The sequence below is a fragment of the Jeotgalibaca sp. PTS2502 genome (assembly GCF_001975685.1).
Taxonomy (GTDB): domain Bacteria; phylum Bacillota; class Bacilli; order Lactobacillales; family Aerococcaceae; genus Jeotgalibaca; species Jeotgalibaca arthritidis.
In genome coordinates this window covers 728,197-744,974 of the sequence record NZ_CP019433.1, presented here as the reverse complement: position 1 = coordinate 744,974, position 16,778 = coordinate 728,197, and the positions used below count along the sequence as shown (strand labels likewise).

14 protein-coding genes are annotated in these 16,778 nt (G+C 38.6%); all 14 read left to right on the top strand.

The genetic code is table 11. The features are described from left to right. Nucleotides 1–111 precede the first annotated feature (111 nt). The 14 genes from dnaG to lepA all read left to right on the top strand — a co-directional run bounded on the left by dnaG (nucleotide 112) and on the right by lepA (nucleotide 16,709). Entirely contained in the window at nucleotides 112–1,983 is a 1,872-nt protein-coding gene (gene dnaG, locus BW721_RS03675) for a DNA primase (protein ID WP_076766223.1), read from the top strand. Nucleotides 1,984–2,009: 26 nt separating this feature from the next. After that, nucleotides 2,010–3,146, top strand: coding sequence for an RNA polymerase sigma factor RpoD (gene rpoD, locus BW721_RS03670; protein WP_076766222.1), 1,137 nt, complete (start codon nucleotides 2,010–2,012; stop codon nucleotides 3,144–3,146). Nucleotides 3,147–3,263: 117 nt separating this feature from the next. After that, nucleotides 3,264–3,965, top strand: coding sequence for a tRNA (adenine(22)-N(1))-methyltransferase (locus BW721_RS03665; RefSeq protein WP_076766220.1), 702 nt, complete (start codon nucleotides 3,264–3,266; stop codon nucleotides 3,963–3,965). Then, nucleotides 3,962–5,104, top strand: coding sequence for a Nif3-like dinuclear metal center hexameric protein (locus tag BW721_RS03660; protein ID WP_076766219.1), 1,143 nt, complete (start codon nucleotides 3,962–3,964; stop codon nucleotides 5,102–5,104). Before BW721_RS03665 ends, BW721_RS03660 begins: the two co-directional genes overlap by 4 nt. Before the next feature lie 23 nt (nucleotides 5,105–5,127). Then, nucleotides 5,128–6,369 carry a peptidase T gene (gene pepT / locus BW721_RS03655; protein ID WP_076766217.1) on the top strand — a complete coding sequence of 414 codons (1,242 nt, stop codon included), beginning with the start codon at nucleotides 5,128–5,130 and terminating at the stop codon, nucleotides 6,367–6,369. A gap of 8 nt (nucleotides 6,370–6,377) precedes the next feature. Then, nucleotides 6,378–6,635: a DUF1294 domain-containing protein gene (locus BW721_RS03650; RefSeq protein WP_198031402.1), complete on the top strand. Its 258-nt coding sequence runs from the start codon at nucleotides 6,378–6,380 to the stop codon at nucleotides 6,633–6,635. Nucleotides 6,636–6,723: 88 nt separating this feature from the next. Continuing rightward, nucleotides 6,724–7,644 carry a tRNA pseudouridine(55) synthase TruB gene (gene truB, locus BW721_RS03645; protein ID WP_076766213.1) on the top strand — a complete coding sequence of 307 codons (921 nt, stop codon included), beginning with the start codon at nucleotides 6,724–6,726 and terminating at the stop codon, nucleotides 7,642–7,644. 21 nt (nucleotides 7,645–7,665) lie between these two features. Next, nucleotides 7,666–8,658, top strand: coding sequence for a riboflavin biosynthesis protein RibF (gene ribF, locus BW721_RS03640; RefSeq protein ID WP_076766212.1), 993 nt, complete (start codon nucleotides 7,666–7,668; stop codon nucleotides 8,656–8,658). Continuing rightward, complete coding sequence (gene hemW / locus BW721_RS03635) at nucleotides 8,655–9,791, top strand: radical SAM family heme chaperone HemW (protein WP_076766211.1); 1,137 nt, start codon at nucleotides 8,655–8,657, stop codon at nucleotides 9,789–9,791. The genes ribF and hemW overlap by 4 nt, the downstream gene beginning before the upstream one ends. A gap of 112 nt (nucleotides 9,792–9,903) precedes the next feature. Further along, nucleotides 9,904–10,950 (top strand): heat-inducible transcriptional repressor HrcA, encoded by a 1,047-nt coding sequence (gene hrcA, locus BW721_RS03630; protein ID WP_076766209.1) that lies wholly within the window; start codon nucleotides 9,904–9,906, stop codon nucleotides 10,948–10,950. A gap of 15 nt (nucleotides 10,951–10,965) precedes the next feature. After that, on the top strand, nucleotides 10,966–11,487 hold the full coding sequence (gene grpE, locus BW721_RS11910; protein ID WP_076766208.1) for a nucleotide exchange factor GrpE: 522 nt from the start codon (nucleotides 10,966–10,968) through the stop codon (nucleotides 11,485–11,487). Nucleotides 11,488–11,525: 38 nt separating this feature from the next. Further along, a complete protein-coding gene (dnaK, locus tag BW721_RS03620) occupies nucleotides 11,526–13,361 on the top strand; it encodes a molecular chaperone DnaK (protein WP_076766206.1) in 1,836 nt (611 codons plus the stop codon). Between the two features lie 190 nt (nucleotides 13,362–13,551). Further along, entirely contained in the window at nucleotides 13,552–14,718 is a 1,167-nt protein-coding gene (gene dnaJ, locus BW721_RS03615; RefSeq protein ID WP_269466486.1) for a molecular chaperone DnaJ, read from the top strand. Between the two features lie 167 nt (nucleotides 14,719–14,885). After that, nucleotides 14,886–16,709, top strand: a complete 1,824-nt coding sequence (gene lepA / locus BW721_RS03610; protein ID WP_076766201.1) for a translation elongation factor 4 — start codon at nucleotides 14,886–14,888, stop codon at nucleotides 16,707–16,709. Nucleotides 16,710–16,778 lie beyond the last annotated feature (69 nt).

Below are 16,778 nucleotides of genomic sequence, written 5' to 3'. Positions count from 1 at the left end.
TGCGTTTTCTATGGTTCAACTGATTGCTAATATTGGCGAAATTTGCTATAATATAAGTTGTATTTTTATGCCCAATTCAATTGCTATTGGGCGAGTATGTGAGGTGATTCTATGGCAACTCGAATACCTGAAGAAACAATTGACCAAATAAGAACAGAGACGAATATTGTTGATGTTGTGAGTCAATATGTTCAACTTAAAAAAAGAGGGAAAAACTACTTTGGCTTTTGTCCGTTTCATGATGAGCGAACGCCGTCTTTTTCTGTAACAGAAGAGAAACAGATTTTTCATTGTTTTAGTTGTGGGCAAGGTGGTAATGTTTTTCGTTTTCTAATGGAAGTTGAAGGGTTAGACTTTGTTGAATCAGTCAAACGAGCAGCAGAATTATCCGACCTCCAAGTTGATATTGCTATCGACAATCAACCGAAGACAGCTGTCCAAAATAAAAAAGAACAGCTCATTGCAATCCATGAAGCAGCGTCTGCCTACTACCATCAGATTTTGATGAATACAGTAACAGGAGAAAAAGCTCTCGAATATTTACTGGAACGTGGCTTTACGACTGAACTACTTGAAGAATTCCAAATTGGATTCTCACCTCCAAATAAGACCACAACTTATCAAATTTTAAAACGAGATCGACATTCAGATGACTTATTAAGAGAAAGTGGCATTTTTTCAGAACGTAGTGATTCAGCAGAATTACTTGATCGCTTTGGCTCTAGAATTATCTTTCCGCTTAGAAATGAAAAGGGAAAAGTAGTCGCTTTTTCTGGACGTATTCTTCCTGGAGAGGATGATTTCAATGATCAGAGTTTCCATGAAGCTAAGTATTTAAACAGTCCTGAAACAGCGATATTCTCTAAACGTTATTTTCTTTTTAATCTAGATAAAGCCCGATCGCAAATGCGCAAAACTTCAGAAGTGGTGCTTTTTGAAGGCTATATGGATGTAATTTCAGCGTGGCAAGCAGGTGTGACGAATGGTGTTGCTTCTATGGGGACAGCACTGACAGAAGAACAAATTAGAATTTTAAATAAAATTGTTGATTCGGTTACCATTGCCTATGACGGTGATCGTGCTGGAATGGAAGCAACGAATAAGGCGATTGAGGGATTAGCTCAGGGCAACCGCTTTGAATTGGCTATTATTCCTTTGCCAAAAGGTATGGACCCTGATGACGTTATCCGTCAAAAGGGAGCTCAAGCTTTTCGAGATATCATCAATAATCAAAAAGAAACGGCCTTTCAATTTCAATCACGCTTTTTAAAAACAAAACTCAATCTCGATACAGAGGCAAATCGCCTACAGTATTTAGAAGAAGTATTGAAGCGTTTAGTCCATGTTGATTCGATTATTGAACGAGAAATGCATTTAACAGACTTAGCAAGTGAATTTAAACTTGACTTAGCGGTTCTTAAAAAACAGCTCCAAGATTATCAGACAGGTTATTTGAATCAACAAAAAGACCAAACTAAGAAGAAAACGCAAGACAGACGAGCACCTATTTCAACTGAATCAATGAGCGTCAAACAAAAGCTAACACCCTTGCAGATTTCAGAACGTCAGTTGATGTATCGACTTTTTCATTATGAAGAGGCTTGGCATTATTTAAAGGAATTAACGACAGATTTTAACTTTGTCAGTGAATCGCTACAGACGATTTATTTGCTTTATGATGCGTTTTACCAAGAAAGCGGGCAAGTCGGTCAAATCGATCGCTTTTTAGATCGGATTAAGGATCAACACTTAGTCACCACGATTATCGAAATAGAGATGATTGATCTTCAATCGGATGTCTCTAGTCAAGAAATCAGTGATATAGTCACGATTATTTGTTCAAAGTCTCCTATAGAGACACAACTTGAACAAAAGAAACGGGCGATGGCAGAAGCCACACGCCAACAAGATAAAGACCAAGCCATGCGCTTGTTGGAAGACATTGTCAATCTAACAAGAGAGCTAAAGCTTGTTAAGAAATAATCCGTATTGAAATGGAGGAATTTTTTATGGCCATTAATAAAAATGAAGAAGGCAAAACACTCGAGCAAGTAACCAATCAGGTGGTTAAAGAGCATAAACTGTTAGGCTCAATCTTCTATGATGATTTAACTGACAAAATTGCAACACCTTTCCAACTCGATGCGGACCAAATGGATAAATTAATCCAAAAAATGGAAGACAGCGGCGTTAGTGTCGTTGATGCAGACGGTGGACCAACTGCTCGTCAGCTTAAGACAGATGAAAGCAAAAAAGACGATAAAAAAGAAAAAGACAAAGCTGCAGAGGAAGAAGAACTTTCTGCACCAGCTGGCGTTAAGATTAATGACCCAGTTAGAATGTACTTAAAAGAAATCGGTCGTGTGTCATTACTAACTGCTGATGAAGAACGTGACTTGGCAATTCGTATTCTAGATGGCGACCAAGAAGCGAAGCAAGAATTAGCTGAAGCAAACTTACGTCTTGTTGTATCGATTGCTAAACGTTATGTTGGCCGTGGTATGCACTTCTTAGACCTGATTCAAGAAGGTAATATGGGACTAATGAAGGCTGTTGAGAAATTTGACCATGAGAAAGGCTTTAAATTCTCTACTTATGCGACTTGGTGGATTCGTCAAGCAATCACACGTGCAATCGCTGACCAAGCTCGTACGATTCGTATCCCCGTTCATATGGTTGAAACGATTAATAAATTAGTTCGTATACAACGTCAACTTCTTCAAGATTTAGGTCGCGAACCGACACCGGAAGAAATTGGTGCTGAAATGGACTTACCAACTGAAAAAGTTCGTGAAATCTTAAAAATCGCTCAAGAACCCGTATCATTAGAAACGCCAATTGGTGAAGAAGATGATTCTCATTTAGGTGATTTTATTGAAGACCAAGAAGTAACTAGTCCAGCTGAACATACTGCTCAAACGCTTCTAAAAGAACAACTAGAAGAAGTTTTGGACACCCTAACAGACCGTGAAGAAAACGTGCTTCGTCTACGTTTTGGTCTAGATGATGGTAATGTTCGCACCTTGGAGCAAGTCGGTAAAGTGTTTGGTGTGACGCGTGAACGTATTCGTCAAATTGAAGCTAAGGCTCTTAGAAAATTACGACACCCAAGCCGCTCAAAACAACTAAAAGACTTTTTAGAATAAAATGATGGAGGGTAGAAGCTAACATTCTATCCTCTTTTTTTAGCCTTTACTTTAATTTATAAGGTGAAACTGCTAAAATTAAAGGCAGTACTGACAATGTGAAAGGAGGAGCAGAAAGTGAACGATAATCAACTATCAAAACGATTAGAAACTGCTGCATCCTATATAAAAAAAGGCGCAAGGTTAGCGGATATTGGCTCTGACCATGCTTATTTGCCATGCCATTTGGCTCAGAAAGAAGAAGTGAGCTTTGCGATTGCAGGCGAAGTTGTCATTGGTCCTTATGCATCAGCTAAAAAACAAATTAAAGAATCGAATGTTGAAGCAGTTGTTGAAGCACGTTTAGGTGATGGGTTAGCAGTTATTGAAAAGAGTGATGACATTGACACCATTACGATTTGTGGGATGGGAGGCGATTTAATTGCTCGCATTTTGGATGCGGGTAAGGAAGATGACCGACTAGAAACAGTTGAGCGATTGATTCTTCAACCTAATAACGGTGAGAAAAAATTAAGACAGTGGTTGTTTGATAATAACTATGGCATTATTTCTGAAGCGATTTTGAAAGAAAATGATAAGATTTATGAAATCATTGTAGCTGAACCAAGTGATGACATTAGTGCGTATACTGAGGATGACTTTATTTTTGGTAAACAACTGCGTCAAGAGAAAGGTCCGGTTTTTATTGAAAAATGGCAAAGAGAATACGATAAGTACACCTATATTTTAAATAGCTTAAATGAATCACAACGCGATGTGTCAGAAAAGAAAAAAACTGTTGAAGCCTTTATGACTAAAATACAGGAGGAGATTGCATGACAACCTTAACAGGCTATGAGTTCGTGAAGCAATTTGAAAAAGTTGTTCCAACTTGGTTGGCTGAGGAGAGAGATCCTATCGGTTTGCATGTTGGCGATTTATCACGACCAGTGACTAAAATCATGGTCACGCTAGATGTTCGTCCTGAAGTGGTACAAGAAGCAATTGAACACGGTGTGGACTTTATTTTAGCCCACCACCCACCTATTTATAGTCCGATTGCGCGGTTGGATCTTTCTAACCCTCAAATTAATATGTATGCTGACTTAATTAAACACGATATTACGGTTTATGCGGCCCATACAAACTTAGATAATGCACAAGGTGGTATGAACGATTGGTTGGCAGATCAACTTCAATTAGAAGATGTCGAAGTGATGGCTGTTTCCAAAACGATTCCACTAAAGCGTTTATCTGTTTACGCACCAAAAGAGCATGCAGAAGCTGTCAGAGTTGCAATGACTAAAGCAGGTGCTGGTCATGTTACTGATAACTATAAAGACTGTTCTTATTCGATTGAGGGTAAGGGACGTTTTACACCCATTAATGATGCAGATCCGACTATTGGGGAAGTTAATCAAGCTGAAATAGTTGAAGAAGAACGAATTGAAGTAGTCGTAGAAGAGCGTTATCTGTCAGAGGTGATTTATGCTATGAAGCAAGCTCATCCTTATGAAGAACCGGTTTATGACTCATTTTCAATTGATCAGAAGCAAGCGCAATCTTATGGTCTAGGCAGAGTAGGTAATTTAAAAGAGGACATGAGTGTGGTTGATTTTGTAACTTATGTGAAACAAGCTTTCCAAGTTGATGGACTGAGAGTAACTGCGCCTCAAAATAACCTAAATCAAACGATCAGACGAGTGGCCTTGTGCGGTGGTGATGCTGGAAAGTATTACCAAAAAGCCATTGACAAAGAAGCCGATGTTTATATAACAGGCGATGTTTACTATCATACCGCTCATGATATGCAAGCAGCAGGCCTACTAGTCATCGATCCTGGTCACCATATTGAAAAAGTATGTATACCAAAACTGTATGACATGGTTAATGAATGGCAATCAGACTTGGGTTGGCAGATTGAACTAATGTCATCTACAATTGATACCAATCCATTCCTATTTGATAGTCAATTATAATAATTACTAAGGAGATTAAACACATGCATAATACATTAAAAAACCGTTTATTTACTTACGTTAAATTCGATACACGTTCAGATGAGAGCAGTACAACTGTACCCTCAACACAGAGCCAAGTTGCCTTTGCTAAGGAAATCATTATGCCTGAACTTGCATCAATTGGCTTATCAGATATTCATTATAATGAGAGTAATGGTTTCGTAACGGCTCGTATTCCAGCTAACACAACAGAACCACTACCAGCAATCGGCTTTATTGCTCATATGGATACAGCTGATTTTGAATCAGCTCATGTTAATCCACAGATTGTAGAAAATTACGACGGTGAAGCAATTATTTTAAATAAAGAAAAAAATATTGTCTTATCACCAGAAGATTTTCCTAACCTAAACAACTACATGGGCCAAGAATTGATCACCACTGATGGAACGACATTACTTGGAGCAGATGACAAGGCAGGAATTGCTGAAATCATGACTGCAATGGAACTTATTCTAGCAGACGACACCATTAAACATGGTGATATTGCAGTTGCCTTTGGTCCAGACGAAGAGATTGGTAGAGGGGCAGATTTGTTTGACGTTGAAGCCTTTAAGTGTGATTTTGCTTATACAATGGATGGCGGTCCTGTCGGGGAACTACAATTTGAAAGCTTTAATGCTGCCCAAGCAGTGGTTACTATTCAAGGTAAAAATGTTCACCCTGGAACAGCTAAAGATACTATGGTAAATGCGATTAGTTTGGCGATGGCTTACAATGCTCAACTGCCAGCTGATGAAGTTCCTGAGCAAACAGATGAACGTCAAGGTTTCTATCACTTACTTGGTATCGAAGGAACAGTTGAAGAAAGCAAAATGGTTTATATTATCCGTGACCATGATCGTGCTCTTTTTGAAGCGAAAAAAGAAAACATGTTAGCTATCGCTGAACGTATGAACAAAACCTTTAAAGAACCGCGTATTACAATTGATATGCACGATTCTTACTACAACATGGGCGAAATTTTAGAAAAAGATATGCGTCCTGTGACGTTAGCAGAGCAAGCAATGAAAGAGTTAGAGATTCAACCAATTATTGAACCAATCCGTGGTGGAACAGATGGTTCTAAGTTAACTTATATGGGATTACCAACACCAAACATTTTTGCCGGCGGTGAGAACTTCCATGGTCGCTATGAATTTATTTCAACGGATGCTATGGTGAAAGCAACTCAAGTCATTGTTGAAATTATTCGTCAAAGCAATCACTATTCTGCTTTATGAGACCGAGTATGATGGGACTGGGCATTGCGTTACTGCTCTTAAATGTTCTTGCTTTTATAATGATGGGAATTGATAAATCCAAAGCTCGAAAAAACCACTACCGCATTTCAGAAAAGACCTTGTTATGGCTAGGTAGCTTATCGGGTGGAATTGGCGGGTTAATTGCGATGAAAGTTTTTCGTCATAAGACAAGACACCGTTATTTTTATGGTTGTTTTGGAATCGGACTACTAGTTTGGCTAATTGTCATCTATTATATTTATTAAAAAGCTGCTTTTGAATTTCGGTTCAAAAGCAGCTTTTCATTTCTGAATTATGTTATAATCATACATTGTATAGAACGGGGGAGTAACAATGAACGGAATCTTGCCACTCTGGAAAGAACGCGGTATGACAAGTCATGATTGCGTTTTTCAATTAAGAAAAATATTAAAAATGAAACGAATTGGCCATACAGGGACACTAGATCCTCAAGTCGATGGTGTGTTACCGATTTGTCTAGGCCCTGCTACTAAAGCGGCAGAATTTATGACAGATATGGGAAAACAATATGAAGGAGAAATCACGATTGGTTTCTCTACAACAACAGAAGATGCCCACGGTGAAGTGGTTGATCAAAAGGCTGTAGAAGGTCTCTTGTCAGAAGAAGAAATTGACCGGCAGATGACGACCTTTATCGGTGAAATCACTCAAATACCACCCATGTATTCGGCAGTGAAAGTTAACGGTAAACGATTGTATGAATATGCAAGAAATGGCGAAACGGTTGAACGCCCTAAACGTAAAGCTAATATCTATCAATTCAAGCGGACAAGTACACCGGTTTATAATTCAGATACCAAAACGGTTTCTTGGACCTTTGCAGTTAGCTGTGGAAAAGGGACTTATGTCAGGACACTTGCTGTTGATCTGGGTGAACGTTTAGGCTATCCTGCTCACATGTCTCAGTTAACACGCACAAAGAGCGGTCCATTTGCTAAAGAGCAATGCTACACGCTTAGTCAAGTGAGACAATTGGCTGAAGAAAACAAAGTTGAAACGATTTTAATGCCTATTGAAGGTGTATTTGACGAGCTACCTGCTTATCATTTAAATGATGAATTATGGCAACGTGTTAAAAATGGCGCTGTTATTGAAAATGAGGCATTTGACAACTTAACGAGCTCGGAACTGATTGCTTTCTATTATGGTGAGAATTTGGTAGCATTGTATGAGAATCATCCAAAGCGAGCAGGATTTAAGAAGCCGAGAAAAATGTTTTTGTCTTCATTCTGAAAAGAGGAAAGAGAGTTAATCATGGAAGTTATTTATTTACATCACCCCTACAAAAAAGAAGAAATTCCGACTGACCGAGTGGTATTAGCATTGGGTTATTTTGATGGCGTTCATATTGGACACCAAGCCGTTATCAATCGAGCTAAAAAAGAAGCCGAGAAAAGAAATTGCAAACTAGCTGTGATGTCATTCAACCAGCACCCAAGCATTGTTTATAAAAAATTGGATGCTGAGACAATGAAATATTTGTCTGTACCAGAACGAAAGATTGAATTAATGACAGGCTTTGGTGTTGATTATTTTTATGTTATCGACTTTACCTATGATTTTGGAACACTAAAACCACAAGAATTTGTTGATGATTATATTATCGGTCTTAATGCCGATGCGATTGTCGCAGGATTCGACTATACTTATGGTCCCAAGACGATTGCTGATATGGCACATTTGCCACAATACGCTAAAAGTCGTTTTGATATTGTTGAAATTAGCCCCCAAGTGGCTGAAAATAAAGAGAAAATTTCCTCAACAAGTATTCGTGAGGCACTTGATACAGGCAATTTAACAAAAGCCAACCAAATGTTGGGGTATACGTACCAATTTGATGGTCGCGTGATGCATGGTGACGCTAGAGGTCGCGAATTAGGTTATCCAACTGCTAATATTAAAATTGGCAAATACATTCGCTTACCCAAAGTCGGAGTCTATGCCGTTTCTATTAAGGTACAGGATAAGTGGTATCGAGGAATGGCATCAATTGGCTACAATATTACCTTTGAAAAAGACCGTGAAAAAACAGTTGAAGTTAATATTTTTGACTTTGATAAGATGATTTACGGTGAAAAAGTAACCGTGCGTTGGCACCATTACTTGAGAGATGAAGTGAAGTTTACAGGTATCGAAGGTTTAATTGAGCAGCTCGATCAAGATAAAATTGATACAGAAACTTACTTTGACAGCCACCCACAACAAATAAGCATTACCTCTGATTCGAGAGCGGAGATGACGGAATGACAGCAGCTTATTTGCATATTCCATTTTGTGACCATATTTGCTTTTACTGTGACTTTAATAAGGTTTTTCTAGAAGGACAACCGGTTGAAGAATACATTGATGCAGTGATTACTGAAATGGCTATTATGAAAGAGCGTCATCCTCAGGAAAAATTGGAAACTTTTTATATTGGTGGAGGAACACCAACGACTCTAACAGCACCACAACTAGACCGCCTTTTAAGTGGTGTTCAGACTCTCTTCCCAATGGATAAGAGGGCTGAGTTTACTGTTGAAGCGAATCCAGAAAGTGCTAGTTTTGAAAAGTTTGCCGTTTTAAAAGAGCACGGCGTTAACCGAATCAGTATGGGTGTTCAATCCTTTGATAATGCTATTTTAAAGCGTATTGGTCGTATTCATACATCTGATCAGGTTTACCGTTGTGTGGATGATGCGAGACGAGCAGGTTTTGAAAACATTAGTATTGATTTGATTTTTAGACTGCCGACGCAAACAATTGAAAGTTTTCAAGAAACACTAACAAAAGCATTGGAATTAGATTTACCACATTATTCCATTTACGCCTTGATTTTAGAAAACAAAACCATTTTCTATAACTTAATGAGACAAGGAAAATTACCATTGCCGAGTGAAGATGATGAAGCAGATATGTTTGAACTTGCTATGGAAACGATGGAAGCGGCAGGGCGCCATCAATATGAGATTTCAAACTACGCTAAACCAGGCTTCCAATCGCAACATAACCTCGCTTATTGGAAAAATAATCACTACTTTGGATTTGGAGCCGGTGCACATGGCTATTTAGGCGATACGCGTTATAACAATCATGGACCTATCCAACATTATCTTGAACCATTACGAGCTAAGCAGTCACCGATTATTTACCAACAATCATTGACTCAGAAAAATAAAATGGAAGAAGAATTCATGTTAGGTCTACGAACGATGAAGGGAGTAGACCGCTCTTTGTTTGAATGTAAATTTGATCAAACAACAGAATCTGTCTACCAAGAGGAATTGGATATGCTCTTAGATCGACAACTCATCAAGATAGAAGACAATCACATTCGCTTAACGAAAAAGGGTGTCTTTTTAGGTAATGAGGTATTTCGATCGTTCTTAAAAGATACTTAAGAAAAGTATGCTTATTTATCAAGCTAATTCTGTTGACAAACATACAGCGTCATGATAAATTTATTTATGGATTAGCACTCTATGTGTTTAAGTGCTAAAGTGAGGTGAATAAATGTTAACGGAAAGACAGTTGATGATATTAAACCAAATTATTAAGCATTATATTGAGTACGGTGAACCAATGGGGTCCAAAACCTTATTGAGCGAGACTAATTTATCGGTGTCGCCTGCGACCATTCGAAACGAAATGATGCGTATTGAAGAATTAGGTTTTCTCAAAAAAACACATGCCTCTTCTGGACGTATACCATCCATTTTAGGCTATCGTCATTATGTTGATTATTTACTTCAGCAAGGGTTGGATAGTTCTTCCGAAGAAAAAATGAGGAAAAAAATCCAACAGTCCATACACTCGCCTTATCAAGAAGCACAAGAAATGGTTGAAAAGTCAGCCCGTATGCTCTCTTATTTGACGAATTATACTGCTCTCAGTATTGGTCCCGAGAAGATTAACAGTAAGTTAACTGGTTTTAGACTTGTACCGGTAACGAGCGGACAGTACATGGCAATCTTGGTGACTGATAAAGGTTACATTGAAAGTAAAATGTTTTCTTTAGGTCGAAACTTTGATTCCAGCAAATTGGAAAAAATCGTTACTATTTTTAACGATGAATTAACTGGTCTAGCCTTAAGCGAGGTTTACAAGAAACTTCAAACGGATATTCCAGCTTTAATCACCAAATATGTCGATTATGAATTAGATTTGTTTGCCATTTTTAAAGACATTATTTCTAAAATGGACAATAATCGCGTTTATGTCGGCGGAGAAATGAATCTCCTTAACTATTTTGACTTTGACCAATTGCAAGATCGTGAAAAAGTCAAATCCCTCTATTCATTAATTCATGAGAGTAGTGAGCTTCGACCATTGTTATTGAATCATTCAAATCGCATCAGTGTTCGAATTGGTACAGAAATGAATAATGAATTGTTGGACAATTTAAGTTTAATTACGGCAACCTATAGTGCAGGTAAGCGAGGTACAGGAATGATTGCCTTACTTGGCCCCACTAACATGCCATATGATGAAATTATTAGAATTATGCGTGTGACAAGTGATGAATTATCCGACAGCATGCAGCAATTCTATGAAGAATAGCAAAGGAGAATCGTCGTGGAAGAAAAAGATAATCTAACTGAAAACGAAGAAGTAGCTGTTGATCAAACAGTTGCAGAAGAGACTATATCTGAGGTTGACAAGCTAACTGAAGAATTAGATCAAATGCAAGATCGCTATTTACGCGTTCAAGCAGAATTAGCTAACATTCAAAAACGTAATGCTAAAGAAAGACAAGACGCTGCGAAATTTCGTTCACAATCTTTAGCAACAGAATTATTAGCGGTTGTTGACAATTTAGAACGTGCTTTAGAGATTGAAGTAGAAGGCGATCAAGCCCTAAACTTCAAAAAAGGCGTGGAAATGGTTTATAACTCAATGCTAGAGGCATTAAAGAGTGAAGGGGTAGAAATCATTGATCCAATTAATGAGCCTTTCGACCCGAATTTCCATATGTCCATTCAGGTTCAAGAACGTGAAGAAGGACAAGAAGCGGATACTGTCGTAGCAGTTGTCCAAAAAGGCTATCGTTTAAAAGAGCGTGTACTTAGACCAGCAATGGTTGTTGTCGCGCAATAATAACCAATAAAATTTTAAATTAGAGGAGATGCTTAACTATGAGTAAAATGATCGGTATTGACTTAGGAACTACAAACTCTGCTGTAGCAGTATTAGAGGGTGGAGAAGCTAAAATTATTCCAAACCCAGAAGGAAACCGTACAACACCATCTGTTGTTTCTTTCAAAAATGGTGAAATCCAAGTAGGTGAGGTTGCAAAACGTCAAGCAATCACAAACCCAAATACTATCAGCTCTGTAAAACGCCATATGGGTGAAGCTGGTTTCAAAGTAGAAGCAGAGGGTAAATCTTATACACCTCAAGAAATTTCTGCTATGACACTACAATACCTAAAGAGCTATGCTGAAGAATACTTAGGTGAAACAGTTGATAAAGCGGTTATTACTGTACCTGCATACTTCAACGATGCACAACGTCAAGCGACAAAAGACGCTGGTAAAATTGCTGGTTTAGAGGTTGAACGTATTGTTAACGAGCCAACAGCTGCAGCTTTAGCTTATGGTCTAGATAAAACAGATAAAGAAGAAAAAATTCTTGTATTTGACCTTGGTGGGGGAACATTCGACGTTTCTATCCTCGAATTAGGAGACGGTGTCTTCGACGTATTAAGTACATCAGGTGATAACAACTTAGGTGGGGATGACTTTGATAACAAAATCATTGCTTACATGGTTGAAGAATTCAAAAAAGAAAACGGCGTTGACTTAGCAAACGATAAAATGGCAAAACAACGTCTAAAAGACGCTGCTGAGAAAGCTAAAAAAGACTTATCAGGTGTAACGTCAACACAAATTAGTTTACCATTTATCACTGCTGGTGCTTCTGGCCCATTGCACTTAGAAATGACATTAACACGTGCTAAATTTGATGAATTGACTCACGATTTAGTAGAACGTACTAAAATTCCTGTACGTCGTGCTATTGAAGATGCTGGTATCAGCCAAAGTGAAATTGACCAAGTTATCTTAGTTGGTGGGTCAACTCGTATCCCATCAGTCGTAGAAGCAGTTCGTCGTGAATCAGGGAAAGAGCCTAACAAATCAGTTAACCCAGATGAAGTAGTTGCAATGGGTGCTGCAATCCAAGGTGGGGTTATTACTGGAGACGTTAAAGATATCGTTCTCCTTGACGTAACACCATTATCACTTGGTATTGAAACAATGGGTGGTGTATTTACGAAACTAATTGACCGTAATACAACAATCCCAACAAGTAAATCACAAGTCTTCTCAACAGCAGCAGACAACCAACCAGCAGTAGACGTACATGTTTTACAAGGCGAGCGTCCAATGGCGGCAGATAACAAAACATTAGGTCGCTTCCAATTAAATGATATTCCTGCTGCACCACGTGGTATTCCGCAAATCGAAGTAACATTTGATATTGACAAAAACGGTATCGTTAACGTAAGTGCAAAAGACTTAGGAACACAAAAAGAACAACAAATTACAATCAAATCATCGTCAGGTCTAACAGACGAAGAAATTGAAAAAATGGTTAAAGATGCTGAAGCAAACGCTGAAGCAGACAAACAACGTAAAGAAGAAGTTGAATTACGTAATGAAGTTGATCAATTAATTTTCCAAACAGACAAGACATTGAAAGAACTTGAAGGAAAAGTTGACGAAGCAGACGTGAAAGCAGCTGAAGAAGCACGTGATGCTTTGAAAGCAGCAGTTGAAGCAAACGACTTAGAAGCAATGAAAGAAAAACGTGATGCTTTGAATGAAGTTGTACAAAATCTAACTGTTAAACTTTACGAACAAGCGGCAGCAGCACAACAAGCTGCTGGTGGCGAAACTGAAGGTCAATCATCAGCTGCTAACGACGATAACGTTGTAGATGCAGACTTTGAAGAGGTTGACAACGATTAATAAAGTCAACGGTTCTTATTGGTGAGCTTATAACACGTACAGATCGATTTGGTCTGTACGTGTTTGATTGATTGGGTTGCCAAAACTCTTGAGCGACTATGAAACACGGACAGCTTTCTTGCTGATATAGAGTAAATAATGAAATATGTGCGGAATTGCTTCCGTATCATGGTGATCTAATGGAGGAAATATAATGGCGAAAAGAGACTATTATGAAGTATTAGGCGTTTCAAAAACAGCCTCAGACGATGAAATAAAAAAAGCCTATCGAAAGCTTTCAAAAAAATATCATCCCGATATCAATAAAGCAGAAGATGCTGCTGATAAATTTAAAGAAGTTTCAGAAGCATATGAAGTCTTGAGTGACTCTCAAAAACGTGCTGCTTACGATCAGTATGGTCATGCTAGCACAGATCCTAACTTTGGTTCAGGATTTGGTGGTGGCGGCTTTGGTGGCAGTGGTTTCGGTGGCTTTACAGGCGGTTTTGATGATATCTTTGATACTTTCTTTGGTGGTGGCGGTCGTTCTCGAAATTACAACGCACCACGTCAAGGGGCAGATTTGCAATACCGTCTGCATTTGAAATTTGAAGAAGCTATTTTTGGTAAAGAAGAAACAATCCGTTATGCACGTGAAGAAGAATGTAAAACCTGTACGGGTAGTGGTGCAAAACCCGGAACAACACCAAAAACGTGTTCAAAATGTCACGGAGCAGGTGCTGTACAAGTGGAACGCAATACACCGTTTGGACGTGTCATGCAACAAGCAGTTTGTGATGTTTGTCAAGGATCAGGAAAAGAAATCGTTGATAAGTGTCACGACTGTCACGGCAAAGGACACGTTGAAAAAGAACACAGTGTGAATGTAACGATTCCAGCTGGAGTGGAAGATGGACAACAATTACGTCTTGCTGGCCAAGGTGAAGTTGGTTCAAATGGTGGGCCATATGGAGACTTGTATGTGGTATTCTCTGTTGAAGAGAGCGACATTTTTGACCGCGATGGTGCAGAAATCTACTACGTTCTACCCATTTCATTTGTTCAAGCGGCACTTGGAACAGAAATTGAAGTTCCAACTGTCCATGGTAATGTGAAGCTGAAAATACCAGCAGGTACACAAACTGCTACAAACTTCCGCTTAAGAGGCAAGGGTGCACCTCGCCTAAGAGGCACGGGGAATGGTGATCAACATGTGAAAGTTAGCATTGTGACACCTAAGAACTTGAATGAGCAGCAAGTAGAAGCCTTACATGCCTTCGCTGAAGCAAGTGGCGAGAGTATAACAGGTGACGAAGGCGGTTTTTTCAATAAAATGAAAGATGCCTTTAACTTTGAATCTAAAGGTAAAAAGAAATAGCGATAGAAAAGCACTTTAGAGTTTATCTAGAGTGCTTTTTATCTGGGTAAGAATGCCATTAAAAACAGCTATGAAGATGGTTTCTTAGCCTATAGTAACTTGTTACTTTGCTTGATACTTGATATAATCGTAAGGTATATAGTTTGAAGAAGAGAGTGAGTAGTTCAATGGACTTAGAGAAAATGAAAGAACGTCAAAGAAAAATTAGAAACTTTTCTATTATAGCCCATATTGACCATGGGAAATCAACATTAGCAGATCGCATTTTGCAGGCTACTAATACTGTTGCTGATAGAGAGATGCAACAGCAACTCTTAGATTCAATGGATCTAGAACGTGAACGTGGTATTACGATTAAATTGAATGCTGTCGAATTAACTTATGAAGCGAATGATGGAGAAGAGTATATCTTCCACTTAATCGACACACCCGGACACGTCGACTTTACTTATGAAGTATCCCGTAGTTTAGCTGCCTGTGAAGGGGCTATTTTAGTTGTTGATGCGGCACAAGGTGTAGAAGCGCAAACATTAGCAAACGTTTATTTAGCAATTGATAATGATCTTGAAATTGTACCCGTTATTAATAAAATTGACTTGCCAGCTGCTGATCCAGAACGTGTTAGAGCAGAAGTTGAAGATGTTGTTGGTATTGATGCTAGCGAAGCAGTTTTAGCAAGTGCTAAAGCAGGAATTGGTATTGATGAGTTACTAGAACAAATTGTAGAAAAAATTCCAGCGCCAGCTGGTGATTTAGAAGAACCATTACAAGCTTTGATTTTTGACTCGGCTTATGATCCATACCGCGGTGTTGTATTGAACGTTCGTGTTAAGAATGGTGTCTTACGTCCCGGTGATAAAATCCGCATGATGTCAAATGGAAAAGAATTTGACGTAACAGAAGTCGGGATTTTCTCTCCTAAACCAATCAGTCGTGATTATTTAATGGTTGGAGATGTGGGTTATGTAACAGCCAGCATTAAAACCATTCAAAATGCACGTGTAGGAGATACCATTACTTTGGCAGACAATCCAGCCTCAGAAGCATTGGATGGCTACCGCAAGTTAAATCCAATGGTTTACTGTGGGATTTACCCAGTTGATTCGTCTGACTTTAATGATTTACGTGAAGCTCTAGAGAAGCTTCAATTAAATGACGCATCCTTACAATTTGAGGCAGAATCATCTCAAGCGTTAGGCTTTGGATTCCGTACTGGCTTCCTAGGAATGCTTCATATGGATGTTATTCAAGAACGTCTTGAACGTGAATTTGATTTAGCGATTATTACGACTGCACCATCCGTTATTTATAATGTTAACCGTACGGATGGCACAAGTATTCAAATTGATAACCCATCTGAACTACCGGATGCAACGGAAATTGAAAGTATTGAAGAGCCATATGTAAAAGCAAATATCATGGTTCCAAATGACTATGTTGGAGCTGTTATGGAAATTGCACAACGTAAACGTGGTAACTTTATGACCATGGAATATTTGAATGACAACCGTGTGAATGTCGTTTATGAAATTCCATTGGCAGAAATTATTTTTGATTTCTTTGATCAATTGAAATCAAGCACCAAAGGATATGCCTCACTTGATTACGAAATGATTGGCTACCAACCAAGCCGTCTTGTGAAGATGGATATCTTATTAAATGGCGAAGTTGTGGATGCCTTGAGTACGATTATTCACCGCGATTTTGCTTATAACCGAGGACGTACGATTACTGAAAAGTTAAGAGAGATTATTCCACGTCAACAGTTCGAGGTTCCTATTCAAGCTGCAATTGGACATAAAATCCTTGCTCGTACAACCATTAAAGCATTGCGTAAGAACGTTCTTGCTAAATGTTACGGTGGTGACGTTTCTCGTAAACGTAAGTTACTAGAGAAACAAAAAGAAGGGAAGAAACGAATGAAACAAGTCGGAAACGTTGAGGTTCCACAAGAGGCATTCATGACGGTTCTGAAGATGGATGAAGAGTAGAAGCTTGATCTATTAGTACCTAATAAGTATAAAAAATTAAAGAGAGTGATACAGACCTATTTTGACGGC

Coding starts and splice junctions, on each gene's coding strand:
- pepT (WP_076766217.1), top strand. CDS start 5,128: ATGCATAATACATTAAAAAACCGTTTATTTACTTACGTTAAATTCGAT.
- hrcA (WP_076766209.1), top strand. CDS start 9,904: ATGTTAACGGAAAGACAGTTGATGATATTAAACCAAATTATTAAGCAT.
- hemW (WP_076766211.1), top strand. CDS start 8,655: ATGACAGCAGCTTATTTGCATATTCCATTTTGTGACCATATTTGCTTT.
- truB (WP_076766213.1), top strand. CDS start 6,724: ATGAACGGAATCTTGCCACTCTGGAAAGAACGCGGTATGACAAGTCAT.
- dnaK (WP_076766206.1), top strand. CDS start 11,526: ATGAGTAAAATGATCGGTATTGACTTAGGAACTACAAACTCTGCTGTA.
- dnaG (WP_076766223.1), top strand. CDS start 112: ATGGCAACTCGAATACCTGAAGAAACAATTGACCAAATAAGAACAGAG.
- BW721_RS03660 (WP_076766219.1), top strand. CDS start 3,962: ATGACAACCTTAACAGGCTATGAGTTCGTGAAGCAATTTGAAAAAGTT.
- BW721_RS03650 (WP_198031402.1), top strand. CDS start 6,378: ATGATGGGACTGGGCATTGCGTTACTGCTCTTAAATGTTCTTGCTTTT.
- lepA (WP_076766201.1), top strand. CDS start 14,886: ATGGACTTAGAGAAAATGAAAGAACGTCAAAGAAAAATTAGAAACTTT.
- ribF (WP_076766212.1), top strand. CDS start 7,666: ATGGAAGTTATTTATTTACATCACCCCTACAAAAAAGAAGAAATTCCG.
- rpoD (WP_076766222.1), top strand. CDS start 2,010: ATGGCCATTAATAAAAATGAAGAAGGCAAAACACTCGAGCAAGTAACC.